The sequence below is a fragment of the Bacillus sp. CDB3 genome, from assembly GCF_002081505.1.
In the GTDB taxonomy this organism is placed as follows: Bacteria; Bacillota; Bacilli; order Bacillales; family Bacillaceae_G; genus Bacillus_A; species Bacillus_A cereus_AT.
This window is the reverse complement of sequence record NZ_ALBR01000075.1, coordinates 41287-64614: the sequence shown is the minus strand read 5'-3', so window position 1 is coordinate 64614 and position 23328 is coordinate 41287. Positions and strand designations below refer to the sequence as shown.

Genomic DNA, 23328 nt, shown 5'->3' with positions numbered 1-23328 from the left:
CTTTTTGCGTTCGGTAAAAGTCGAAAATATTGATGAAAGATTAAAAAGCACGACCTTATTTGAACAAATAAGATCGTGCTTTATTTTAGTTCTCTTTCCCGAAAAGATGAGAAAATGTATCTTTCAAATCACTATCATTTATTTTAATATCTGCCTTTTTTAATTCATCTTGTAATAATTGTTGACCGAAGGAAGGATCGGCAATACGTTCTTCTTCTAAGTCTTTACGTATAGAGTCTTTCACTTTATCGTAAGGTTCTAAATCTTTTTTATCAGTTAGTTTAATAATGTGATAGCCGTTTGCTGATTTAACGGGATTGCTAATTTGCCCAACCTTTAATTTATAGGCAGCTTTTTCGAATTCAGGTGTCATTTTTCCTGCCTTGAAGTACCCGAGGTCTCCGCCATTATCTTTTGATAGTACATCTTGAGATTCTTGTTTTGCTAACTCTTCAAATGAAGCGCCGGTATCCAATTTTTTCTTTATTTCTTTTGCTTCATTTTCGTCACTTACTAAAATGTGACTAGCTTTAATTTCTGGTTTATAGTGGTCTTTTACATCTTTTTCTGTAACGCTTTGTTTAATCGCTTCATTCAATGCGAGTTTGAATCTAATTTGATCTTTGAAATCTTCTTCATCTTTTAAACGATTATTTTCTAGTGCTGCTTTGAATTGGTCTCCATATTGATTTTTTGCTTTTTCTACTTCTTTATCTACTGCATCATCAGATACTTTATATTTTTTAGTGATAACATCTTGTGCTACCATTTCATATAGCATGTCTTTTCCATAGCGATCTTTTAATTGCTTTTCGAAATCGCTCTTCGTAATGGTTGAGTTGGTTGTTGTGGCGATTGTGGCCGAGTCATTTTTTTGTCCGCAAGCAGATAGCATTATTATACTTATTAGTGCAGTGATAATGAATATACTTTTTCCTTTCATGCTAACACCTCATCCGAATATGTTATCGCTATTGTAGAATATAGAAGTGAACATGAAGTGAATTTTTAATGTTTTTTTTCTGTAAAATGTAAAAAAAGTACATCAACATTAATGTTGATGTACGATGTAATCAAAGGTGATCGGTTTTCTTAGAATATGCACGTTTTCCTTGCTGAATATTTTTTTGCTCTTGTTCATTTTTTTGAGTGCGCTTTGCATTATTATCGCGTGCTTTTTTGTCGTTATCGCTCGTATGTGGCATATGTATCAACTCCATTTCTAAACGTTGTATGTTTATCATTTCCTTTTTCGTAAAGACTATGTATAGTGGTGCATTCATGAATACTAAAGGTGGATTAGAAATGGATTTGAAGCTGAATTATACGGAACTTATTAAGAAGTTAGTCGTTGTGATTATTGCAGGTTTATTAAATGCGATTGGGATGAATTTATTTTTAACGCCAGCGAAAGTATATGCGAGTGGCTTTGCTGGATTATCTCAATTATTATCACAAATATTAGGTGACTTTTTATCTATTCACATATCTACGGGTGTATTGTTTAGTTTATTTAATATTCCTGTCGTTATTTTAGCGTGGAAAAAGGTTGGGAAGGCTTTTACATTTTTTAGTTTTCTTTGCGTTGTATTTATGACTTTGTTTTTGGAAATTATCCCAGTTAGAGCGGTTTCGAACGATATCATATTGAATGCGATTTTTGGTGGTATTATTTCAGCGATTGGGGTAGGGATTGCTTTAAAGTGGGGTGCTTCTACAGGTGGTTTAGATATTATCGCCATGATTTTATCTAAAATAAAAGATAAGCCTGTCGGTACGTATTTTTTCTTCTTTAATGCACTTATCATTATCGCTGCTGGCTACGTATATGGATGGGAAAAGGCATTATATACTTTAGTCACTTTGTACGTATCAACGAGAATTATTGATGCGATTCATACCCGTCACGTGAAGATTACGGCACTAATTGTTACAAAGAACGGGGGAGATGTGAGAAAAGCGATTCACTCTCGTTTAGTGAGAGGGATTACAACTATACCAGCAACAGGTGCTTATACAAATGAAAATAAAGAAATGTTAATGATTGTTATTACTCGTTACGAGTTGTACGAATTAGAGAGGGTTATTAAACAGGTGGACCCAGGTGCATTTACAAATATACTGCAAACGGTCGGTGTGTTTGGATTGTTTAGAAAAGATTAAAGAGGACCAAAGCTGGTCCTCCTTTTTTAATGCGAATTCGTAATGTTTTGCAATTGCTCCTGCATTTCACGTAGCTGAACTTTTTCAGCAGTTGAAGAGTTTGCATAAGCAGAGTGCAAAGAGTTTTTTGCTCTATAAACGAGTTCCTGTTGTTCAGCACCACTTGAACAAGAAACGGCACTTGCAACAGCGTCTCTAGCTTGTTGGAATAGTAAGTTCCCCATTTAAACCCCTCCAAATGAAGAGTTACTTCTTGCTTTTTCTGCCTCAGCTAATGTACCTCTGTACGGGAATCTTGCATCATGCTTCATAATAGAATCGGCTCCTTGTTGGATAAAACGTTTTGATTTGTTCTTTTTACCCATTCGAAAAACCCCCCTTATTTAGCTGAAAACAATTGACGCGCTTCTGTGCGTCTAATAATAGTATGAGCGTTTGGCGAGAAACTATAAGCAGGGAATTTTTAGATTACAACCCAAGAACCTCTTCTAAATATAGAGCGATACCATCTTCTTCATTTGTTAATGTCGTATGATTTGCGAGTGATTTTAATTCAGGGATTGCATTCCCCATTGCGATTCCATGACCAGCAAATTCAATCATTTCAAAGTCGTTATCCTCATCACCAAAAGCAATGATGTGCTCTTTTGGAATGTTGTAATGACTTGAAATTTTTTGTAATCCGACAGCTTTATTTAGGCCGCTTTTTACAATTTCAATAATTGGCCAAGGCGCACCCCATTTTCTATGATCGATGACTTCAGCGTGCATATCTGTTAAATGCTGGCGAATGGCAGCGGAATGCTCATCATGTGCATCGATTAATAAGCAAGTTGGATGGTCGTTTAAAATATTTAATAAATCTCCTGTGAAAATCTTTGGAGAACCGAATTCAAAAATATGTTTTTTATCTTCATCAATTTCACGGACATACACATCATCCATGACTTCAGCATAGACATTTTTTACGCCGAAATCAAAGCAAGCTCGGACAATTTCTTGCGCTGTTGAAAGTTCAAGAGGAGAGTGATGTGTTCCCCAACTTGAATCAAGTGGGTGATGCACGTAAGCACCATTAAAGTTTACGATTGGTGTGTTAAGGCTAAGTTCTTTATAATAATCGTAACTAGCGCGGAATGGACGCCCTGTTGAAATAACAACAATATGTCCTTGTTCTTTTGCTTTTGCAATTGTGTTTTTAGTTCTTGGAGAAATTATTTTGTTGTCTGTTAATAAAGTTCCGTCTAAGTCTAATGCGATTAAATGTTGTTTATTCATAATTTCACCTCTTATAATAATTTTTTTGTTTCGATCTGTATTTCCGTTTTTAATATGCAGAAATAAGAGGTTAGACTGGGTGAAACTACTGTAAATGAAAGTTTCACTATATATCCATCTTACGTCGCGAAGCGCTGTGGTGTCTACTATTTCTCATTGGAAATTAGGAAAAGTCAACATCTTTTTAGAAAGTTCAAACAATGTTTCTTTCATTATGGACAATTTGTGAAAAGGGTTATATTGTTTGAACAATGCGATTTATAATGAACATGTAATCTTCTCGTATATGTTTGACTCTCCTTTGAAACTGGCCTAAAGTAGGTTGGTTTCTTTTTTTTCAACAAATATGCCAATAATTCCTGCTTAAGCTTGTGTAATTATATATATGTATATGGGTAAACCGTAGTACTTGTTTCCTAAACATGACAGAAAAGCTTTCTTTTAAAATGGATATACTAATGAGGCAAGACGTCATGGAAGGAGAATGGAAATGGGACAAAATCGCAGGTTTCGATCAGGGCAAAAAGCGCCAAATGATGGCATTTACGTAGAAATTGGTGAAACGGGAAGTATGGTGAAAAATCCGCAAATGGTACAATTAACTGCCGGTGAAAAGTTTCCAGATAACACGAATCATAACCGTCAGTGGACATATAAAAGAAAACCGTAACAGAAGCCGCAATCGTTATTGCGGCTTTTTTGATTAGGAAAATGAATGTTACTTTTTGCATTTTCCAATAATAAGTTTGAAATACATAAGCAAAATTATTGTATAAAAAAGTCAGTTGGCGTATAATCAAATCAAAGGTCAAAGAAAGTCAAACATTTGGAGGACGGTAAAGATGGACTTAAATCAAATGACAACGAAAACACAGGAAGCGATTATGAGTGCTCAGTCTTTAGCGGTATCTCATCATCATCAAGAAGTAGATACTGTTCATCTATTGCTTACGTTATTAGAGCAGCAAGACGGATTAGCAGTACGTATTTTTCAAAAAATGAATGTCGATATAGAAGCGTTAAAGCAAGGCGCCGAAAGTTTAATTAAGAAAAAGCCTTCTGTAACTGGAAGCGGAGCAGAGGCGGGGAAATTATATGTAACCGGTGCTTTGCAACAACTGCTTGTAAGAGCAGGGAAAGAAGCAGAGAAATTGCAGGATGATTACATTTCAATCGAACATGTATTGCTTGCTTTTTCTGAAGAAAAAGGCGATATAAATCAATTATTTACGAGATTTCATATTACGAAAGATAACTTATTACAGTCTTTAATGACAGTTCGGGGGAATCAAAGAGTGACTAGTCAAAATCCAGAAGCAACTTATGAAGCGTTAGAAAAATATGGCCGTGATTTAGTGGCGGAAGTGAGAGCAGGGAAAATTGATCCTGTTATCGGACGGGATAGTGAAATTCGCCGCGTTATTCGCATTCTTTCACGTAAAACGAAAAACAATCCTGTTTTAATTGGTGAGCCAGGTGTTGGTAAAACAGCAATTGTTGAAGGATTAGCACAGCGTATCGTGAAAAAAGATGTACCAGAAGGGTTAAAAGATAGAACAATCTTTGCATTAGATATGAGTGCCCTTGTAGCCGGAGCAAAATTCCGCGGTGAGTTTGAAGAGCGCCTGCAAGCTGTATTAAATGAAATTAAAAAGAGTGAAGGGCGTATTTTATTATTCATTGATGAACTTCATACAATCGTCGGCGCTGGTAAAACAGAAGGAGCGATGGATGCAGGGAATATGTTAAAACCGATGCTAGCTCGTGGTGAACTGCATTGTATCGGGGCAACGACGCTCGATGAATATCGTAAATATATCGAGAAAGATCCAGCGTTAGAAAGACGTTTCCAACAAGTATTAGCAGAAGAGCCAACTGTTGAGGATACAATTTCAATTTTACGTGGTTTAAAAGAGCGTTTTGAGATTTATCACGGTGTAAATATTCATGACCGTGCAATTGTAGCGGCATCGGTATTATCAGATCGATATATTTCAGATCGTTTCTTACCCGATAAAGCAATTGACCTTGTCGATGAAGCCTGTGCAACAATCCGAACAGAAATTGATTCTATGCCAACAGAATTAGATGAAGTAACGCGTCGTATTATGCAATTAGAAATTGAAGAAGCTGCCCTTGGGAAAGAAAAGGACTTTGGTAGCCAAGAACGCCTAAAAACATTACAACGTGAATTATCGGACTTAAAAGAAGTTGCAAGCGGTATGAGAGCGAAATGGGAGAAGGAAAAAGAAGACATTCACAAAGTACGTGACTTACGTGAACATTTAGAGCGCTTGCGCCGTGAATTAGAAGAAGCAGAAGGTAATTACGATTTAAATAAAGCAGCTGAACTTCGTCACGGGAAAATTCCTGCAATTGAAAAAGAGTTAAAAGAAGCGGAAGAAATGGGTGCGCATAATAAACAAGAAAATCGTTTATTACGTGAGGAAGTAAGTGAAGAAGAAATTGCAGATATTGTTTCACGCTGGACTGGTATTCCTGTCGCAAAACTCGTTGAAGGTGAACGTGAGAAATTATTACGTCTAGAACAAATTTTATCAGAGCGTGTTATCGGTCAAGAGGAAGCGGTAAGCCTTGTATCAGATGCAGTACTTCGTGCTCGCGCTGGAATTAAAGATCCGAATCGTCCAATTGGTTCATTTATTTTCTTAGGACCTACAGGTGTTGGTAAAACTGAGCTTGCAAAAACGTTAGCACAAACGTTATTTGACAGTGAAGAGCAAATGATTCGTATCGATATGTCTGAGTACATGGAGAAACACGCAGTGTCACGCTTAATTGGTGCGCCTCCTGGATATGTTGGATATGAAGAGGGCGGACAATTAACAGAAGCAGTAAGACGTAAACCGTATTCTGTTATTTTGTTAGACGAAATCGAAAAGGCGCATCCAGAAGTATTCAACATTTTATTACAAATGTTAGACGATGGACGCATTACAGATTCACAAGGACGTACAGTAGACTTTAAAAATACGGTTATTATTATGACTTCAAATATTGGATCTGCTCACTTGTTAGATGGATTAGAAGAAGATGGTTCCATTAAAGAAGAATCAAGAGAACTTGTAATGGGACAATTAAGAGGACATTTCCGACCAGAGTTTTTAAACCGTGTCGATGAAATTATTTTATTCAAACCTCTTACAACGAATGAAATTAAAGGTATTGTTGATAAAATTGTAAAAGAGTTACAAGGTCGTTTAGCTGACCGTCACATTACAGTGGAATTAACGGATTCTGCAAAAGAATTTGTTGTAGAAGCTGGCTTTGATCCGATGTACGGAGCTCGTCCATTAAAACGATACGTACAGCGTCAAGTGGAAACGAAATTAGCGAGAGAATTAATTGCAGGAACGATTACGGATAATAGTCACGTAGTTGTCGATGAAGAAAATAATGAATTAGTCGTTCATGTGAAATGAAAATAAAAAAGAGTTCGGATAAAATCCGGACTCTTTTTAGTGTTGTTCTACTGGCTCGTTTGGAATTGCAGCTGAAATCGCTAATACTAATACCGCAAGAACAACTGAGAAAATAGACGCTTGGTTAAAATCGTATGTACCGCCAGTCATAGAGCCGATTACATAGCTCATCATATGTACAAGCGCGAACGACCAAATTAATGCCCAAATGAAACGCATATTTTACACCTCTATTCGTTCAATCTGTCCTTATTGTAACACAATTGAAAAAAGAATATAGAAAAATATTTGTAGATTTTTCAACGCAAATTTGCATTCCGTTCATACATTATAAAAGAGTGGTTTTATACGTTTAGAAAATAAGGCGGGGGAAAAATGAGTATTACGGAACGTTTTTTTTACTTAGAAAAAGAACCATGTGTCATTTATTTACCGGAGAAGCCAAATGGGTTTTCAGTTATGCTCCTCGGTGATTACAACTACTTTATTGAGAATGGTACAAGTTTATGGACACAGCATGCGGGAAGATCTTATTTTTTACATGGCCTTATTGAGGAAGGCTACACGGTCTTTTCTTCTAATTTATATGGAAGACACTGGGGGAATGACCAATCTGTTCGCCTAGCGAAACGTTTATATGATGTTGTTTTGAGAAAAGAGACATTAAATACGAAAATGCACATTATGGCAGATGGTATGGGTGCGCTTGTAGCGCTTGAAATGATGAACAAATACCCTGAAAGTATACGTTCTGTCATTATGTTAAATCCGTGTTTAGATTTGCCAGAATATGTGGAGTTCGAAAAAGAGCATAAGTTTTTTTACAAAAGATTAGTGAAGGAATTAAGTTTGGCGTATGATTCCAAAGAAGAGGAATTAGAATCAAAAATAAATAAGAAATCATTTACGCTTCTTCCGTCTTGTGTACCTGTTAAAATTTTCGTATCAACACAAGAAAAAAGAGGAAGAAAACAATTGTTACGTAAATACGAGAAAATGAGGCAATTCAATCAATGTGATACTTCTGTCTTATTCCATCTTCAAGATGTGAAATATAAAATGGTTAGACAAACGACGGATTTCTTTAAAAAATATGAAGAAGAATTGTGAAGCTCCCATATACATAAATGAGGAGCTATTTGTTTCAAGGGGAAAGGGTTGGTGGTATGGAACGCGTGCTGATTATAGGTGCACTTACGTTTGTAGGTTATCACCTTGTGAATAAAATGATTGCAGAAGAAGTAGAAGTATATGGTCTTGATTTTGATGAATTTGATAGTATGACAAAAATTAATGAAGAGAAATTATTGTTGATTGGGCGAAATGCGTTATTTACGTACTATTCTATAAGGGATGAAGACGGATGGCGATCGGTAGAGGAAGAGAGTTTCGATACAGTTTATTTTTGTTTGTATGAGCCGAATCAGCAAAGTGGCTTTCGGAATGAAAGAGTCATATTACAATATTTAAAACGAATCGTAAGAATGTGTGAAAAAAATAAAGTAAAGTTAAATCTAATTTCTTCTATTGAAATAGGAAGCGCTGAAGAATCTGAAAACAAACGTCTGTTTTCGAAAGTGGAAGAAGGGTTGAAAAAAGGAGAATTACAGTATAGTGCATATCGAGTTCCTACAGTATATGGGCCATGGCAACCGTCGTTTATGATGTATCATCAGCTCATTTTATCAGAACTCGATGAAAAAGAGTGCCGTTGTATAAGTGGAGAAAAAGGAAGTGATTTACTTTACGTTGAAGATGTATGTGAATACTTATGGGAAAATGGAATGAATGTAAAGCACCTCGGTATATATAATTTACTTAGTGGAAAAGAAGCATTATGGGAAAAAGGTATGAGCCTTTTACATGCAGATGGTAAGGTAAACAAAAAAGATGAGCATATAAGAAATGAAGCGGTAGAGGTTGTTTCTCTTAAAAGAAATACGCCGTTAGAATTTGGTTTAAATAAACAATTGGCACATATGAAAAAATATAAAGAGTTATACGAAGGGTAGTGTACGTGTTACACTATTGTATGGACTATAAATTTAAAGTTTTATTGGAGAGGAAGAGCATATATGAACGAAAAAAGCATGCAATTTTTACAAATCGCAATGAAGCATTTACCAGAAGCTAAGGCAATTTTAGATGATAATGGAATTGCACTTGATATGGAGAAAGCACAGCCGGTGTTAGAGCTATTGATGAAAGTAATGGGCGAAGCATATGAGCTTGGGAAAGCTGATAAAGAATAAAAAAACCTTCTTTTTTGAGAGGGAAAGAGGCTCAAGCCGTATGTAGAAGCGGTAAGGGCCTTTTTTTGTTTCGAGCGAGGTAAGGCCAGAGCGGTGATGAGGAGAAGGTCTTAGTTTTGAAGGGAAGCTGATAAAGAATTAACCCGTCTTTTGGAGGGGAGGAGGCTCAAGCCGTGAGTAGAAGCGGTAAGGGCCTTTTTGTTTTGAGTGAAGTAAGGACAAGATGATGGAATAATTTGTATTTCAAAAAGGAGGGGATTTTTCTGTTTCTTTTAATGAAAAATAAAGTTGGTAATACGCCGTCTTTATTTTTTAGCTGAAATATATTCTAGACAAAAGTACATTTATGTTTTAAAATTAGTACCAAGTCATAATAATTGATATAAAACGGAGGGCTGCGATGTGAACGTGGGCATTTTAGGGATCGGAAGATATGTGCCAGAAAAAGTAGTCACAAATCACGATTTAGAGAAAATCGTAGATACATCTGATGAATGGATTCGTACGAGAACGGGAATTGCAGAAAGACGCATTGCCGATGATACAATAGATACTTCATATATGGCGGTAGAGGCTTCTAAAAAAGCACTTGAAGATGCAGGAATTAGCGGAGAGGATATCGATCTTATTTTAGTCGCAACAGTAACGCCGGATCGCGCATTCCCAGCAGTAGCTTGTGTAATTCAGGAAGCAATTGGTGCAAAACATGCAGCTGCAATGGATTTAAGTGCAGCGTGTGCTGGCTTTATGTACGGAATGATTACAGCGCAGCAATTTATTCAAACGGGAACTTATAAAAATGTATTAGTAGTTGGTAGTGACAAACTATCCAAAATTGTAGATTGGAACGACCGAAATACAGCAGTACTATTTGGGGACGGAGCAGGTGCTATCGTAATGGGAGCTGTTTCGGAAGGAAAAGGTGTACTTTCATTCGAATTAGGAGCGGACGGAAGTGGTGGTAAGCATCTTTATCAAGACGAGTATGTTATGATGAATGGCAGAGAAGTCTTTAAATTTGCCGTTCGTCAACTTGGTGATTCTTGTCTTCGTGTGTTAGAAAAAGCAGGACTTACGAAAGAGGATGTGGACTTCTTAGTACCACATCAAGCGAATATTCGTATTATGGAATCTGCAAGAGAGAGATTAAATTTACCGAAAGAAAAAATGAGTATGACAATTGAAAAGTTCGGTAATACATCAGCCTCTTCAATTCCAATTGCGATGGTAGAGGAATTGCAAAATGGACGTATTCAAGACGGTGATTTAATTATACTTGTTGGTTTTGGCGGCGGATTAACATGGGGAGCAGTCGCTCTTCGTTGGGGTAAATAAGGACTGAGAGAAAAAAAGGAGTGTATTTTGTATGGAAAAAAAGAGGGTCGTAATTACAGGATTAGGAGCTGTTACACCGATCGGAACAGATGTTGAAACAGCGTGGGAAAACATTAAAAAGGGTGTATCTGGAATCGGACGACTTACAAGAATTGATCCAGAACTGTTTCCAGCAAAAGTAGCAGCAGAAATTAACGACTTTGAAGTTGAGAAATATATTGATAAAAAAGAAGCGCGCCGTATGGATCGCTTTACACAATATGCAGTAGCAGCAGCGAAAATGGCAGTTGCGGATGCGAACCTTGAAATTACAGAAGAAAACGGACCTCGAATTGGTGTATGGATTGGTTCTGGTATTGGCGGTATGGAAACATACGAAGAACAATTTAAGATTTTTACTGAAAAAGGTCCACGCCGTGTGAGTCCATTCTTCGTACCAATGATGATTCCAGATATGGCAGCAGGTCAAGTATCAATCGCTACAGGAGCAAAAGGAATTAACACTTGTTCTGTAACGGCTTGTGCATCTGGTGCAAACTCAATTGGAGATGCATTTAAAGCAATTCAGCGTGGTGATGCTGACGCGATGATAACGGGCGGAGCAGAAGCACCGTTAACAAGTATGGCATTTGCTGGATTTAGTTCAGCGAAAGCATTAACATTTAATGAAGATCCAGCGACGGCTTGCCGTCCGTTCGATAAAAACCGTAGCGGTTTTGTAATGGGTGAAGGATCAGGAATTCTTATTCTTGAAGAATTAGAGCACGCGTTAGCACGTGGTGCCCATATTTATGCGGAAATTGCTGGTTATGGTGCAACGGGTGATGCGTTCCATATTACAATGCCTGCTCCTGGCGGTGAAGGCGGAGTGCGTGCAATGCGTCAAGCTTTAGCTGATGCAGGTCTAGAGCCAGAAGATATTGATTACATTAATGCGCATGGTACAAGTACAGATGCGAATGAAAAGTATGAAACGATGGCAATTAAAGAAACTTTCGGCGAGCATGCATATAAAGTAGCGATTAGCTCAACGAAATCAATGACAGGTCACTTATTAGGAGCAGCGGGTGCTGTTGAGGCGATCTTCTCTATTAAAACAATTACAGACGGAGTGATTCCTCCGACAATTAACTATGAAACGCCAGATCCAGATTGTGATTTAGATTACGTACCAAATAAAGCGAGACATCAAGAAGTAAACGCGGTATTGAGTAATTCATTAGGATTCGGTGGTCATAACGCAGTATTAGTATTTAAATCGTATAAATAATAGATAAAATAAGGTGTTTTTTCGTAACAAACTACGAAAAAACACCTTATTTATTTTTACGCTCTTTCCTTTTTTCGCATATACATAAAAAAAGGAGGGATGAAGATGGGGGTTGTTGATACGACAAAATGGTTACACCTGTATTATGGACGCCCAGAAAAACTTTGTGAGAAATTTACAAAGTATATTCCATTGCCAAAAGAGAGGTTGTATCGCTTTTTAATCTCTAGAGGTATGTATCGCCCGGTAATGCGGGGTGAGCAGGAAATTAAAGAATTAGAGAAAAAAGAAATTTGGAAAGAACTTAGCATGGAGTATGAAAAATTAAAAAGTTGGTTAAAAGGTCCGGATGTTCCTATCTTTATTTTATTATCAGATTCATATAATCGAACTGTACAAGAAGAGTATAACGGAAAGGCTGGTTTATCTATGCGTCACGTTATTTTCTTATTCGTATGTGGACGTAATTCAGTAGAGGAACTAAAAGCTTTATTAACGCATGAATATCACCATATATGTAGATTGCATCAAATTGAGACGAAAGAAACAGAGTATACATTACTTGATACGATGATTATGGAAGGATTAGCTGAGCAAGCTGTATATGAAAGGTATACAGAAAAAAGATGCGCACCGTGGACTACTTACATTTCAAAAGAAGATGCTATTTATTATTGGAGAAATTCAATACAAGAACGAATAGATGTAAAGAGAGGTACGAGGGAGCATGATGTTTTATTAAATGGACTGCACCCGTATCCGAAAATGCTTGGCTATGCACTTGGATTCCATATTGTAAAAGATTGCGTAGCTTTTGAAGGAGAAGATACACTTTCTTTATTATCTATAGATGCGAAAGAAATATTGAATAAAGCAAATACATTTCATGTTTCGTAAAAAAACAGGAGAGCTATCTCTTGTTTTTTTTATATATTATAGAAGAAAAAATAATAATTAGAATATATTTCCTCAAGTGGAATAAAGTTAAGCAAAAATGAACATAATGATTGGTACAAACAGTAGTGAAGTGAGGGGTAGAGAATGTTATATCTACATGATGTATGGGTAAATTGGTTTGAAGGTGAAGAGAATGGGTATAACGTTTGTCATTTTTACGAGTGGCGGAAAGATGATACGATTGAGCTATTAGATCAAGTGCCATTATTAAAAGTAGATTCCACATTATATCATTACATCGAGAACGAATTGTTAGAGCTTCCGCAAAAGTTACTGGAAGACGTACATCATAAGGCTTATATTCGTAAAAATCACGAACGTTTGCAACAAGAATATTGTTTTGTAGTTACAGATGGAAAAGGAATTATTGCGATTGATTCAATCGGCTATAATGTGCCAATTAGAAAAAGTAGGCTTATACCTCGTCAAGAGCAGATGGTATATGAGATGGTAGAAAATGTGCAAGCAGAAAAGTATGAGTTCCAGGTAGAAGAAATTGAAAAAGAACATCATATTTTATCACCATCTCCTTTCATTATGAATGGCTTGACTCGTAAAGAAAGACAGCTAAAACAATTATTATTTATGGCGTTAGATCAATTACATACAACGAAAAATCCAGCTGAAATTCGCTACTGGTTCACAGAGTGGGATCCATCAGCATACGGAATGGTTCAACATATGGAATTTGAAGATATTTGGGCTAAACTTTATGATGAAGCGAAAACTGGATGGTCTGAGAAACACGAACAATTATGTGAGCGTCTTGTAAAAGGACAGCCGTTTTTTGAAAAGCTATGGGAAATGGAAAATGAGCAGAAGGTAAATTAAAAAACCGCCAATTGGCGGTTTTTTTATGGAGTTGGCAAGAATGTTCGGTGGCTTCGCGCCTCTAGGTCAGGAGCTCCATCCTCCTCACATTCTAAGCGAGCCGCTTCCGCTTTTTAGTAATCCAGCTCCAGCGGCAAGCTCTTCGTGTCTAAGAACCTTCCGCATAAGAAGGCAAAAAGCGCCTTTTATGCGAAAGAACCTTAGCCAGTCAGAGCTGAACGAGCCGCTTCCGCTTTATAATAAAATCCAGCTCCGGCTCCTAGCCCTTCACGTCTAAGAACCTTCCCCACGAGAAGGTAAAAAGCACCTTCTGTGGGAAAGAACCTTAGCCGTCAGGGCTAAACAGTCGCCTCCGCTTTATAAGTTACCTACGTTTTCTACTTAATCCCATTGCGTTTTCTACTTTGCGTAGTTGTTTGAATGCAACGCGGTTTGCTTTTTCTGCACCTTTGTCTAGAATTTCGTCTAGTTCTGGGGAGCTGATTAGTTCGTTATATTTGTCTTGGATTGGGCGAATTGCTTCTACGACTACTTGTGCTAGGTCGCCTTTGAAGTCGCCGTATCCTTTTCCTTCGTACATTGCTTCTATTTCTTCAACTGTTTTTCCAGAGAATGAAGAATAGATTGTTAATAAGTTAGAGATACCAGGTTTATTTTCTTTATCGAATTTCACGATACCTTCAGAGTCAGTTACAGCACTTTTAATTTTCTTTTCAATTGTTTTTGGTTCATCAAGCATACTGATCATTGATTTTGGATTTGGATCAGATTTACTCATTTTTTTCGTAGGTTCTGTTAATGACATAACGCGAGCTCCTACTTTTGGAATGCGAATTTCAGGAACTGTGAACACTTCACGGAAACGTTTGTTGAAACGCTCTGCTAGATCACGTGTTAATTCCATATGTTGTTTTTGATCATCACCAACAGGCACGATTTCAGTGTTGTAAAGTAAAATATCAGCAGCCATTAATGGTGGATACGTAAGTAATCCAGCCGGAACTGAATCTCTACCAGAAGCTTTATCTTTATATTGTGTCATACGCTCCAATTCTCCAACGTAAGCAACTGATTGCATGATCCATCCTAGTTGAGCGTGTGCTGGTACTTCTGACTGTACAAATAAAGTAGCTTTTTCAGGATCGATGCCGCATGCAACATATAGTGCAGCAAGACTGCGGATGTTTTTACGAAGTTGTACTGGATCTTGGGGTACTGTAATTGCATGTTGGTTTACAATGCAGAAATAACAGTCGTGTTCGTTTTGAAGCTCTGTAAATTGCTTCATAGCTCCTAAATAGTTTCCAAGTGTAATTGTTCCACTTGGCTGAATACCAGAAAAGATAACTGACATAAGTAATTCCTCCTAAATTTGAATGTGTGATAGGGAAGAGAAGGCATACAAAAAAGCCCATTCATCCCAAATTACATAGGGACGAATGGACCGCGGTACCACCCTAATTATTTCACCGTTGTGAAATCTCTCAGATCCATAATAACGTCTGGATATAACGCCAAAGCCTACTACTCACGGTTCGGTTTGGTGCTCAAAAGCCCATTCCATATTGCACAATTACTTGTTCACACCAGCCACAAGCTCTCTGAAATTGCCTCAATATGTACTCTTCTTTATCATCGCATACATATAAATTTATTTATTGTTAACTGAGCCCTTTTAATATGAAAGAACTAAAGTTTTATAACAAAATGTTTTGCTGATTATTATATCATATGGAATAGCGTTTGCAAACTACATCAAAATAGTAAAGCTAATGAGAGTCGAGAACAGACCAAGTACGATACCAGTAATACAAATCGGATACGTCCATTTGAATGAATATGTTTTATAAATACGTTCTTTTTTATCGGTAGGTTCCTCTGCTTCTTCAATTAAAGAGTCAATTTTTTTGTTCGTACCAAATACTCTTTGGAATGCGTAAATTGTTACGTTAAAAAATCCATTTTGAAATATGTATAAAAAACCACCTATAAGAATAAAAAACAATGAGATATAGAATGAGATGTTGACAAAATTCAACAAAAACTGAGATGAAACGAGGAATGCGCCAACACTAGAAGCGATTATCGCTACAAAAAATAGTATACAAGAATGAAAAAAAACTTTATTCAAAATATTCCCCTCCGTCAAAATATTACTAGAATTATTATACTATAAAAGTTATAATAAGTAATATAAATAATTTTTTGAAAATTATACGCAATTGAAGCCCTAATTTCAAGATGATGGTAGCAATGTTAATGTATTCCTTTACAAAAAATAAAAAATAAATAATTTATTAAAAATTTTAACAAAAAACAAAAAACTATATTCACAATCGTCATATTATATGTATAATGAAAATTGTAGAAACTTGGAGATTATTCTTTCAATTCTACTTTTTTACAAGTGAGGGTACAGGAAGTGCAATTAGGGGAGGCAATACAACATGAAGAAAAAGATACCGTTATTAATTGCATCAACGTTGACAGTGAGTATGTTAGGAGCTTGTAGTTACCAAAAAGAAGATAACAAAGCAGGCGCAAAAGAAAAAGCCTCAAATAAGCAAGTGTTAAACCTAACTGAAACAGCTGAGATTCCAACAATGGATACGACGTTATCAACAGATGCAGCATCTTCTAACATCATGAATAATACAATGGAAGGATTATATCGTCTGGGGAAAGATGATAAACTCGTTCCAGGTGTCGCTAAATCCTATGAGAAATCAGAGGATGGTAAAAAGTACGTATTTAAATTACGTGAAGATGCGAAATGGTCTAACGGTGAGCCTGTAACAGCTAAAGACTTCGTTTATTCTTGGAGAAGAGCTGTAGATTCAAATACGGGTGCCAAGTTTGCTTACATACTATTTGATGTTAAAAATGTGGAGAAAGTTAACAAAAAAGAGTTACCAGTTGAAGAACTTGGTGTAAAGGCCGTTGATGATCACACACTTGAAGTGGAATTAGACAACCCTGTTCCTTATTTTGTAAGTTTAACAGTCTATCCAACATTTTATCCTTTGAATGAGAAGTTTGTAAAAGAACAAGGAGATAAATTCGGATTAGAATCCAATACGACACTTTACAATGGACCATTCGTTTTAAATGAATGGAAGCATGAACAAAGTTTCAAATTGACGAAGAACCCGACGTATTGGGAAAATAAAGTAGTAAAACTTGAGGAAGTAAACTTCAATATTGTTAAGGATCGTTCAACGGCTATAAATTTATATGAAACAAAAGCAATTGATCGTGTAGTATTAACATCAGAGTTTGTAGATAAATACAAATCAGATGCTGATTTTAAAACAATTAAGAGACCATCTACACAATTCATTCGCTTAAATGAAAAAAATAAGTTTTTAGCAAATAAAAATATCCGAAAAGCAATTGCGATGTCCTTTGAACGTGAAAATATCGGAAAAGTTATCTTAAACGATGGTTCAGAAGGAATGTATGGTTTTGTTCCGAAAGGTTTGGCAAAAGGACCTAACGGAAAAGACTTCCGTGAAGAGAACGGAAAGCTTATAAAAGAGGATGTTAAAGAAGCTCAAAAATATTGGGAAGCTGGTAAAAAAGAACTGGGTGTAGACAAAGTAGAGTTAGAGTTATTAAACTTTGATACTGATGATGCTAAAAAAATCGGAGAGTATTTAAAAGGACAATTCGAAAAGAACTTACCAGGTTTAACAGTTTCAACAAAAATGCAGCCATTTGCACAAAAATTAAAACTTGAAGCAAGTGGAGATTATGCGATGTCATATGCGGGATGGAGTCCAGATTATATGGATCCAATGTCATTCCTTGAAATGTATACAACAGGTAATTCGCAAAATAAAGTGAATTACGCAAATCCAGCATATGATGCACTAATTAAGAAAGCCAAAACAGAAGTAGATGTACAAGCTCGTTGGGATGCTCTATTAAAAGCAGAACAACAACTGCTTGAGGATGCAGCGATTGCTCCAGTATATCAACCTGGAAAGGCATATTTACAACGTAGTTCAATTACTGGCCTATTAGAACATAAATATGGCGGAGAATTTAGTTATAAGTGGGTTGAACTCAAAAACTAAAAATGGTTTCCATCATGAATAAGGGTATATGCCTATGATGGGCATATGCTCTTATTTTAAAAAAATAAAAGTAAGAATATTTTAAACTATCTTATTGCTTTTGAGAAAAACGGGGAGGTGCTTGACTATGGGACGTTATGTATTAAAACGTTTCGTGTACATGGCTTTGACATTATTTTTAATTACTACACTGACTTTCTTTTTGATGAAATTACTTCCGGGTTCTCCGCTTAAAAATCAGGAGAAGTTATCACCGGCACAAAAAGAAATCATTCTTGAAAAATATGGTTTAAATGATCCAGTACCAGTTCAATACGCACGTTACTTAGGTAACTTAGCAAAAGGTGATTTAGGGGTATCATTCCAATATGATAACCGTCCAGTAACAGATATGATTGTGGATCGCATTGGACCATCAGCACAACTTGGTTTACAAGCGATTATATTAGGAACATTTATCGGATTAATTTTAGGAATCGTTGCGGCACTTCGTAACAATACGTGGGTCGATTATGGGGCGACAATAATTTCCGTACTCGGTATGTCGGTACCATCGTTCGTATTTGCCGCATTACTACAATATTTCGTAGGGGTAAAACTTGGTTGGTTCCCAGTAGCATTTTGGAAAGGACCAGAGTTTACAGTAATGCCTACAATTGCTTTATCGATGGCAGTTATCGCAACAATCGCACGTTTCGCTCGTGCAGAGTTAATTGAAGTTATGCAAGCGGATTATATTTTAACAGCGAAAGCGAAAGGAATTAGCCAAGGCGTTATCATTATCAAGCACGCACTTCGTAACGCATTAATTCCAGTTGTAACAATTTTAGGACCAATGGTTGCAGGATTAATTACAGGGACACTAGTTATCGAGCAAATTTATGCTGTACCTGGACTTGGGGAACAATTCGTTAAATCGATTACAGTGAATGACTATACAGTTATTATGGGAACTACAATTTTCTATAGTGCGATCTTCATCTTAGTTATTTTCATTGTCGATATTTTATACGGAATTATTGATCCTCGTATTCGTTTAGCGGGAGGGAAAAAATGATGAAAGATGTACAAAAATTATCTCCAGATTTATTTCAACAAGCCAATCAAAGTAATGTTGATAATGAAGTCATTGCCCGTCCAAGCTTAACGTTTTGGCAAGATGTAAGAAGACGTTTGTTCCAACATAAAGGTGCAATGTTTGGTTTCGTATTATTAATGCTTATTGTACTACTAGCAATTATAGGACCGATGGTAAGTAAGCATTCTTATAAAGAGCAGGATTTAGGTCGTGCGAAAATGCCACCAAAAATTCCAGTGATTGAAAATATTCATTGGCTACCATTTGACGGTACAGATCAATATGGTGTTGACCAATATGAAAAACGTGATATTAAAGAGTACTTCTGGTTTGGTACAGATGATCTTGGCCGTGATTTATGGACAAGAACATGGGAAGGTACACGCGTATCATTATATATCGCTCTTTTAGCAGCAGCAATTGATTTAGTAATTGGGGTTGCATACGGAGGTATTTCAGCATTCTACGGAGGTAGAGTAGATAATATTATGCAACGTATTATGGAGATTATTAACGGTATTCCATATTTAATCATCGTTATTTTAATGGTAATCATTATGGGATCAGGTATATGGTCGATCACACTTGCGATGGCAATTACAGGTTGGATAGGGATGTCGCGTATCGTTCGTGGACAAATCCTAAAATTAAAAAACCAAGAATACGTATTAGCATCTCGTACATTAGGAGCAACGAATACACAATTAATTGTGAAACACTTAATACCGAACGTAATGGGACCAATTATCGTAATGACAATGTTTACAATTCCAACAGCGGTATTTGGTGAAGCATTCTTAAGCTTCATCGGGCTAGGCATTCAGCCACCATTCGCATCACTTGGTTCTCTTGTAAACGATGGTTATAAATCAATTCAAACGTATCCACATATGATGTTCATCCCAGCGGTTGTCATCAGTATGTTAATCTTAGCATTCAACTTAATGGCAGACGGATTACGCGACGCGTTAGATCCAAAAATGCGTAAGTAAAAGAGGGGAGAAGTAAAAATGAAAACATTGCTAGAGGTAAAAGATTTGCAAGTCTCCTTTGATACACATGCAGGTGAAGTACAAGCTGTACGCGGTGTTACTTTTGATTTAAAAAAAGGAGAAACATTAGCGATTGTAGGAGAATCTGGTTCTGGTAAATCAGTTACTTCTAAAGCGTTAATGGGATTAATTCCGAATCCTCCAGGACGTATTAAAAACGGTGAAATCGTATTTGAAGGTCGTGACTTAACGAAATTAACAGAAAAAGAAATGCAGCAAGTACGCGGTAAAGATATTGCGATGATTTTCCAAGATCCAATGACATCATTAAATCCAACGATGACAATTGGTAATCAGATTATGGAAGGTCTTATTAAACACCAAGGGATGAGTAAAGCAGACGCACGTAAAGTTGCTTTAGAATTAATCGACCTTGTAGGTATTCCAAATCCAGAAGCACGCTTAAAACAATATCCTCACCAATTCTCAGGTGGTATGAGACAACGTGTAGTTATTGCGATGGCGTTAGCTTGTAATCCGAAATTATTAATTGCCGATGAGCCGACAACAGCGCTAGACGTTACAATTCAGGCGCAAATTTTAGAGCTTATGAAGGACATTCAGCAAAAAACAGAAGCAGCAATCATTTTCATTACGCATGATTTAGGTGTAGTGGCAAACGTTGCAGACCGAGTTGCGGTTATGTACGCTGGTAAAGTTGTTGAAATTGGAACTGTTGATGAAATTTTCTACAATCCAAAACATCCATACACATGGGGCTTAATCGCATCTATGCCAAGCTTAGATGGTTCAGAGGACGAACTATATGCGATTCCAGGAACGCCTCCTGACTTATTAAAACCGCCAAAGGGTGATGCTTTTGCACCACGTAACCCGCAGGCGCTGAAAATTGATTTTGAAATGGAACCACCTTTATTTAAAGTAAGTGATACACATTATGCGGCAACTTGGTTACTTCATGAGCAAGCGCCAGAAGTAAAACCACCAGCAGTTGTTGAAAAACGTATTCTTCAAATGAAAGCAGGTGAACAACATGACTAAACAACGTGAGAAATTAATTGAAGTAAAAAATGTGAAACAACACTTTGATGTGAGTGGTGGTGTTGTTAAAGCAGTTAATGATATTTCATTTGATATTTACCGCGGTGAAACATTTGGACTTGTAGGAGAATCTGGTTGTGGTAAGTCAACAACTGGAAGAACGATCATTCGTTTATACGACGCAACTGCCGGTGAAGTGTTGTTCGATGGTGAAAATGTACATGGTAAAAAATCACGCGCAGAACTTAAGAAGTTCAACCGTAAAATGCAAATGATTTTCCAAGATCCATACGCATCACTAAATCCTCGTATGACAGTAGGGGATATTATCGCAGAAGGTATTGATATTCACGGACTGGCAAAAGGTAAAAAAGAGCGTATGGACCGTGTTCACGAGCTGTTAAATACAGTTGGTTTAAATAAAGAACACGCGAACCGTTTCCCGCATGAATTCTCAGGCGGACAACGTCAACGTATCGGTATCGCTCGTGCGCTAGCTGTAGAACCTGAATTTATCATTGCGGATGAACCAATCTCAGCACTTGACGTATCGATTCAGGCGCAAGTTGTAAACTTACTAAAACAGTTACAAAGAGAAAAAGGTTTAACATACTTATTCATCGCCCATGATTTATCGATGGTAAAATACATTAGTGATCGCATCGGTGTAATGTACCGTGGTCAAATCGTCGAGCTGACAACAAGTGAAGAGTTATATGAGAATCCAATGCATCCATATACAAAATCACTACTATCAGCAATTCCACTTCCAGACCCAGATTATGAGCGCAATCGTAAACGTATCGTATACGATCCAACTCAGCATGATTATGGTAGCGAAGTACCAACAATGCGTGAAATTCGCCCAGGACATTTCGTATTATGTTCTGAAGCGGAGTATAAGAAATATAAAGAAATCTATCAATAATAAAAAAAAGCCATTCTTCCATTAAGGAAGGGTGGCTTTTTTCTACTATATAAATGAGTTGTCAACATTGTCGGTAAGTCGATATATTGAAAGAATCGCCCATATAAATTTCATTCACTAATAACTACATCTTGATCAAACAAGTGTTACTGCGCCTGAACAGAAACACTGTCTTCTTGCTCATTCGGTTTAACAAGTGCATAACGTTCCCACGCTCTACTTTTCCAGCGGAAGAACATAATAATGGCACGCGTCCATTCGTCGATAGCAATCGCTAACCAAATACCAACGAGTCCCATATCTAAATGGAAGGCGAAAAAGTAACCGAGTGGTAAACTCATTAACACCATAGAGAATGCGCCGATTAAAACAGGGTATTTTGCATCACCAGCTGCACGAAGTGAATTAATGATGACGATGTTCATCGTGCGTCCCGTTTCAAGTAGTACACTTAGTAAAAGAACGCTTGCACCTAATTTAATAATGTGCGGATTATCTGTAAACAGTCCCATTAATTGTGTGCGGAATGTAATAACGAGAACAACCATACATAAAGTTACGCCAATTGCCCATTTTACACTTTTCCATACACGTTCATATGCTTCATCTTTTTCACCGCCGCCAACAAGGCGCCCGATAATAATTGCTGTTCCCATACCAATCGCAATGGCAAATAAATAAGTGAACATGGAAATGTTAGTAGCGTATTGCCTTGCTGCTAATGATTCCGTACCTAAGTATGTTGCGTAATATAAGAAGACAATTTGACAAGCTTGATACATGACTTGTTCGAATGCAGATGGAATGCCGATCTTTAATATTTTGCCAACGTATTCTTTTGATAAAGTGAAGTAATATTGTAATTTCACACGGTATTCCATAACGCGGTATAGTAACCAGAAGAACACAATAAGTGCCAGTAGTCGACTGACAGCGGAAGAAATCGCGGCCCCTTGCACACCGAGTTCAGGAAAACCGAATTTCCCGAAAATAAGTACGTAGTTTCCGGCGATATGAATAATATTCATTCCGAGCGAAACAAACATTGCTTGCTTTGTAAAGCCGTGAACGCGGATAATTGCGGCTAACGAGTTAATAATAGCTTGAAGGAAAATAGCTCCTCCGACGATGGATAAATAGCTTTGTGCATACATTAGTACATCGCCTTGTAAATTCATTGCCATCATCATATGTTTTGAAAATAAAAGAAAACCAGCGCTTATAACGAGTCCGACCACTAAATTTAATGTGACGGCTAATGCTGATATTTTAGATGCTTCCATAAAACGTTTGGAACCGAGGTATTGAGATACGACGATCGCAGCGCCATTCCCGATTACTTCTAGTACCAAAATAGCGATATGAAGATATTGATTTGCTGCACCAACCCCAGATACAGCATCGTCTGATAATGCACTTAACATGAAAGTATCAGCGATCCCCATCAACATAAAAAGAAAAACTTCTAGAAAAATAGGCCATGTTAATAGGAATAAACTTAGTTTCTCAGTTGGCCCACTTTTTGAGTGAATTGCTGTCATATCTGTCCCCTCTTTACCGATATCTATTTTTAGCAAAGTGTATCGTAACATACTTTCATAGCCATTGCACTCATTTTAACCTACATATTTTTAATATGAAGAGACCTCCATTTTATGTT

24 protein-coding genes and 1 other annotated feature are annotated in these 23328 nt (G+C 36.9%); of the genes, 15 read left to right on the top strand and 9 right to left on the bottom strand.

Annotation, left to right across the window (positions count from 1 at the left end; translation table 11 throughout):
* Positions 1 to 85: 85 nt before the first annotated feature.
* Together prsA and CDB3_RS18445 are read right to left on the bottom strand one after the other, a co-directional pair.
* Positions 86 to 943 (bottom strand): peptidylprolyl isomerase PrsA, encoded by an 858-nt coding sequence (gene prsA / locus CDB3_RS18450; protein ID WP_128855485.1) that lies wholly within the window; start codon positions 941 to 943, stop codon positions 86 to 88.
* Positions 944 to 1073: 130 nt separating this feature from the next.
* A complete protein-coding gene (locus CDB3_RS18445) occupies positions 1074 to 1205 on the bottom strand; it encodes a DUF3941 domain-containing protein (protein ID WP_001120851.1) in 132 nt (43 codons plus the stop codon).
* Between the two features lie 100 nt (positions 1206 to 1305).
* Between CDB3_RS18445 and CDB3_RS18440 the strand changes: the two genes are divergently transcribed.
* Entirely contained in the window at positions 1306 to 2163 is an 858-nt protein-coding gene (locus CDB3_RS18440; RefSeq protein ID WP_000364457.1) for a YitT family protein, read from the top strand.
* Between the two features lie 26 nt (positions 2164 to 2189).
* On the opposite strand, the gene CDB3_RS18435 is transcribed toward CDB3_RS18440, so the two are convergent.
* The 3 genes from CDB3_RS18435 to CDB3_RS18425 all read right to left on the bottom strand — a co-directional run bounded on the left by CDB3_RS18435 (position 2190) and on the right by CDB3_RS18425 (position 3441).
* Complete coding sequence (locus CDB3_RS18435; protein ID WP_000527405.1) at positions 2190 to 2387, bottom strand: DUF3813 domain-containing protein; 198 nt, start codon at positions 2385 to 2387, stop codon at positions 2190 to 2192.
* The gene (locus CDB3_RS18430; protein ID WP_000516818.1) at positions 2388 to 2528 is read right to left on the bottom strand and encodes a hypothetical protein; all 141 of its coding nucleotides are present in this window, start codon (positions 2526 to 2528) and stop codon (positions 2388 to 2390) included. It abuts the gene before it with no gap.
* A gap of 103 nt (positions 2529 to 2631) precedes the next feature.
* Positions 2632 to 3441 carry a Cof-type HAD-IIB family hydrolase gene (locus tag CDB3_RS18425; protein ID WP_128855484.1) on the bottom strand — a complete coding sequence of 270 codons (810 nt, stop codon included), beginning with the start codon at positions 3439 to 3441 and terminating at the stop codon, positions 2632 to 2634.
* Between the two features lie 490 nt (positions 3442 to 3931).
* Between CDB3_RS18425 and CDB3_RS18420 the strand changes: the two genes are divergently transcribed.
* Complete coding sequence (locus tag CDB3_RS18420; RefSeq protein WP_000531422.1) at positions 3932 to 4111, top strand: YjzC family protein; 180 nt, start codon at positions 3932 to 3934, stop codon at positions 4109 to 4111.
* Between the two features lie 172 nt (positions 4112 to 4283).
* On the top strand, positions 4284 to 6884 hold the full coding sequence (gene clpB / locus CDB3_RS18415; protein ID WP_128855483.1) for an ATP-dependent chaperone ClpB: 2601 nt from the start codon (positions 4284 to 4286) through the stop codon (positions 6882 to 6884).
* A gap of 36 nt (positions 6885 to 6920) precedes the next feature.
* Here the strand turns inward: clpB and CDB3_RS18410 are convergent, their stop codons facing one another.
* Positions 6921 to 7103, bottom strand: coding sequence for a YjzD family protein (locus CDB3_RS18410; protein ID WP_001211112.1), 183 nt, complete (start codon positions 7101 to 7103; stop codon positions 6921 to 6923).
* A 156-nt stretch (positions 7104 to 7259) separates the two neighbouring features.
* Between CDB3_RS18410 and CDB3_RS18405 the strand changes: the two genes are divergently transcribed.
* The 7 genes from CDB3_RS18405 to CDB3_RS18375 all read left to right on the top strand — a co-directional run bounded on the left by CDB3_RS18405 (position 7260) and on the right by CDB3_RS18375 (position 13529).
* Entirely contained in the window at positions 7260 to 7994 is a 735-nt protein-coding gene (locus tag CDB3_RS18405; protein ID WP_000028709.1) for a lipase family protein, read from the top strand.
* A gap of 29 nt (positions 7995 to 8023) precedes the next feature.
* Positions 8024 to 8896: an NAD-dependent epimerase/dehydratase family protein gene (locus CDB3_RS18400; RefSeq protein WP_128855482.1), complete on the top strand. Its 873-nt coding sequence runs from the start codon at positions 8024 to 8026 to the stop codon at positions 8894 to 8896.
* 63 nt (positions 8897 to 8959) lie between these two features.
* Positions 8960 to 9136, top strand: a complete 177-nt coding sequence (locus CDB3_RS18395; RefSeq protein WP_001003333.1) for a ComZ family protein — start codon at positions 8960 to 8962, stop codon at positions 9134 to 9136.
* A gap of 402 nt (positions 9137 to 9538) precedes the next feature.
* Positions 9539 to 10471 (top strand): beta-ketoacyl-ACP synthase III, encoded by a 933-nt coding sequence (gene fabH, locus CDB3_RS18390; protein WP_001100550.1) that lies wholly within the window; start codon positions 9539 to 9541, stop codon positions 10469 to 10471.
* Positions 10472 to 10502: 31 nt separating this feature from the next.
* On the top strand, positions 10503 to 11741 hold the full coding sequence (fabF, locus tag CDB3_RS18385) for a beta-ketoacyl-ACP synthase II (protein ID WP_128855481.1): 1239 nt from the start codon (positions 10503 to 10505) through the stop codon (positions 11739 to 11741).
* A gap of 105 nt (positions 11742 to 11846) precedes the next feature.
* Positions 11847 to 12638 carry a DUF2268 domain-containing putative Zn-dependent protease gene (locus CDB3_RS18380; protein WP_128855480.1) on the top strand — a complete coding sequence of 264 codons (792 nt, stop codon included), beginning with the start codon at positions 11847 to 11849 and terminating at the stop codon, positions 12636 to 12638.
* Positions 12639 to 12782: 144 nt separating this feature from the next.
* Positions 12783 to 13529: a YjbA family protein gene (locus CDB3_RS18375; protein WP_000966130.1), complete on the top strand. Its 747-nt coding sequence runs from the start codon at positions 12783 to 12785 to the stop codon at positions 13527 to 13529.
* A 364-nt stretch (positions 13530 to 13893) separates the two neighbouring features.
* Here the strand turns inward: CDB3_RS18375 and trpS are convergent, their stop codons facing one another.
* The gene (gene trpS, locus CDB3_RS18370; protein ID WP_000110997.1) at positions 13894 to 14883 is read right to left on the bottom strand and encodes a tryptophan--tRNA ligase; all 990 of its coding nucleotides are present in this window, start codon (positions 14881 to 14883) and stop codon (positions 13894 to 13896) included.
* A gap of 74 nt (positions 14884 to 14957) precedes the next feature.
* Positions 14958 to 15174: a binding site (T-box leader), on the bottom strand.
* Positions 15175 to 15279: 105 nt separating this feature from the next.
* On the bottom strand, positions 15280 to 15660 hold the full coding sequence (locus CDB3_RS18365; RefSeq protein ID WP_044741196.1) for a DUF3899 domain-containing protein: 381 nt from the start codon (positions 15658 to 15660) through the stop codon (positions 15280 to 15282).
* A gap of 316 nt (positions 15661 to 15976) precedes the next feature.
* On the opposite strand from CDB3_RS18365, the gene CDB3_RS18355 reads away from it, so the two are divergent.
* From CDB3_RS18355 to CDB3_RS18335, 5 genes are all read left to right on the top strand, one after another.
* Complete coding sequence (locus CDB3_RS18355) at positions 15977 to 17608, top strand: peptide ABC transporter substrate-binding protein (protein ID WP_128855479.1); 1632 nt, start codon at positions 15977 to 15979, stop codon at positions 17606 to 17608.
* 127 nt (positions 17609 to 17735) lie between these two features.
* Positions 17736 to 18665: an oligopeptide ABC transporter permease gene (gene opp3b / locus CDB3_RS18350; RefSeq protein WP_000534165.1), complete on the top strand. Its 930-nt coding sequence runs from the start codon at positions 17736 to 17738 to the stop codon at positions 18663 to 18665.
* Positions 18662 to 19678 (top strand): oligopeptide ABC transporter permease, encoded by a 1017-nt coding sequence (gene opp3C / locus CDB3_RS18345; RefSeq protein ID WP_128855478.1) that lies wholly within the window; start codon positions 18662 to 18664, stop codon positions 19676 to 19678. The genes opp3b and opp3C overlap by 4 nt, the downstream gene beginning before the upstream one ends.
* Before the next feature lie 18 nt (positions 19679 to 19696).
* On the top strand, positions 19697 to 20740 hold the full coding sequence (locus tag CDB3_RS18340) for an ABC transporter ATP-binding protein (protein ID WP_000854345.1): 1044 nt from the start codon (positions 19697 to 19699) through the stop codon (positions 20738 to 20740).
* Positions 20733 to 21668, top strand: coding sequence for an ABC transporter ATP-binding protein (locus CDB3_RS18335; protein ID WP_000166341.1), 936 nt, complete (start codon positions 20733 to 20735; stop codon positions 21666 to 21668). The genes CDB3_RS18340 and CDB3_RS18335 overlap by 8 nt, the downstream gene beginning before the upstream one ends.
* Positions 21669 to 21814: 146 nt before the next feature.
* On the opposite strand, the gene CDB3_RS18330 is transcribed toward CDB3_RS18335, so the two are convergent.
* The gene (locus CDB3_RS18330; RefSeq protein WP_128855477.1) at positions 21815 to 23260 is read right to left on the bottom strand and encodes an MATE family efflux transporter; all 1446 of its coding nucleotides are present in this window, start codon (positions 23258 to 23260) and stop codon (positions 21815 to 21817) included.
* Between the last annotated feature and the right edge of the window lie 68 nt (positions 23261 to 23328).

Bases quoted from the DNA above. Each gene is read 5' to 3' on its own strand.
- opp3b (WP_000534165.1), top strand. From the start codon at position 17,736: ATGGGACGTTATGTATTAAAACGTTTCGTGTACATGGCTTTGACATTA.
- CDB3_RS18355 (WP_128855479.1), top strand. From the start codon at position 15,977: ATGAAGAAAAAGATACCGTTATTAATTGCATCAACGTTGACAGTGAGT.
- clpB (WP_128855483.1), top strand. From the start codon at position 4,284: ATGGACTTAAATCAAATGACAACGAAAACACAGGAAGCGATTATGAGT.
- CDB3_RS18335 (WP_000166341.1), top strand. From the start codon at position 20,733: ATGACTAAACAACGTGAGAAATTAATTGAAGTAAAAAATGTGAAACAA.
- CDB3_RS18405 (WP_000028709.1), top strand. From the start codon at position 7,260: ATGAGTATTACGGAACGTTTTTTTTACTTAGAAAAAGAACCATGTGTC.
- CDB3_RS18330 (WP_128855477.1), bottom strand. From the start codon at position 23,260: ATGTTACGATACACTTTGCTAAAAATAGATATCGGTAAAGAGGGGACA.
- fabF (WP_128855481.1), top strand. From the start codon at position 10,503: ATGGAAAAAAAGAGGGTCGTAATTACAGGATTAGGAGCTGTTACACCG.
- CDB3_RS18340 (WP_000854345.1), top strand. From the start codon at position 19,697: ATGAAAACATTGCTAGAGGTAAAAGATTTGCAAGTCTCCTTTGATACA.
- CDB3_RS18435 (WP_000527405.1), bottom strand. From the start codon at position 2,387: ATGGGGAACTTACTATTCCAACAAGCTAGAGACGCTGTTGCAAGTGCC.
- CDB3_RS18380 (WP_128855480.1), top strand. From the start codon at position 11,847: ATGGGGGTTGTTGATACGACAAAATGGTTACACCTGTATTATGGACGC.
- prsA (WP_128855485.1), bottom strand. From the start codon at position 943: ATGAAAGGAAAAAGTATATTCATTATCACTGCACTAATAAGTATAATA.
- CDB3_RS18425 (WP_128855484.1), bottom strand. From the start codon at position 3,441: ATGAATAAACAACATTTAATCGCATTAGACTTAGACGGAACTTTATTA.
- CDB3_RS18395 (WP_001003333.1), top strand. From the start codon at position 8,960: ATGAACGAAAAAAGCATGCAATTTTTACAAATCGCAATGAAGCATTTA.
- CDB3_RS18410 (WP_001211112.1), bottom strand. From the start codon at position 7,103: ATGCGTTTCATTTGGGCATTAATTTGGTCGTTCGCGCTTGTACATATG.
- CDB3_RS18375 (WP_000966130.1), top strand. From the start codon at position 12,783: ATGTTATATCTACATGATGTATGGGTAAATTGGTTTGAAGGTGAAGAG.
- CDB3_RS18440 (WP_000364457.1), top strand. From the start codon at position 1,306: ATGGATTTGAAGCTGAATTATACGGAACTTATTAAGAAGTTAGTCGTT.
- CDB3_RS18445 (WP_001120851.1), bottom strand. From the start codon at position 1,205: ATGCCACATACGAGCGATAACGACAAAAAAGCACGCGATAATAATGCA.
- CDB3_RS18420 (WP_000531422.1), top strand. From the start codon at position 3,932: ATGGGACAAAATCGCAGGTTTCGATCAGGGCAAAAAGCGCCAAATGAT.
- opp3C (WP_128855478.1), top strand. From the start codon at position 18,662: ATGATGAAAGATGTACAAAAATTATCTCCAGATTTATTTCAACAAGCC.
- CDB3_RS18430 (WP_000516818.1), bottom strand. From the start codon at position 2,528: ATGGGTAAAAAGAACAAATCAAAACGTTTTATCCAACAAGGAGCCGAT.
- trpS (WP_000110997.1), bottom strand. From the start codon at position 14,883: ATGTCAGTTATCTTTTCTGGTATTCAGCCAAGTGGAACAATTACACTT.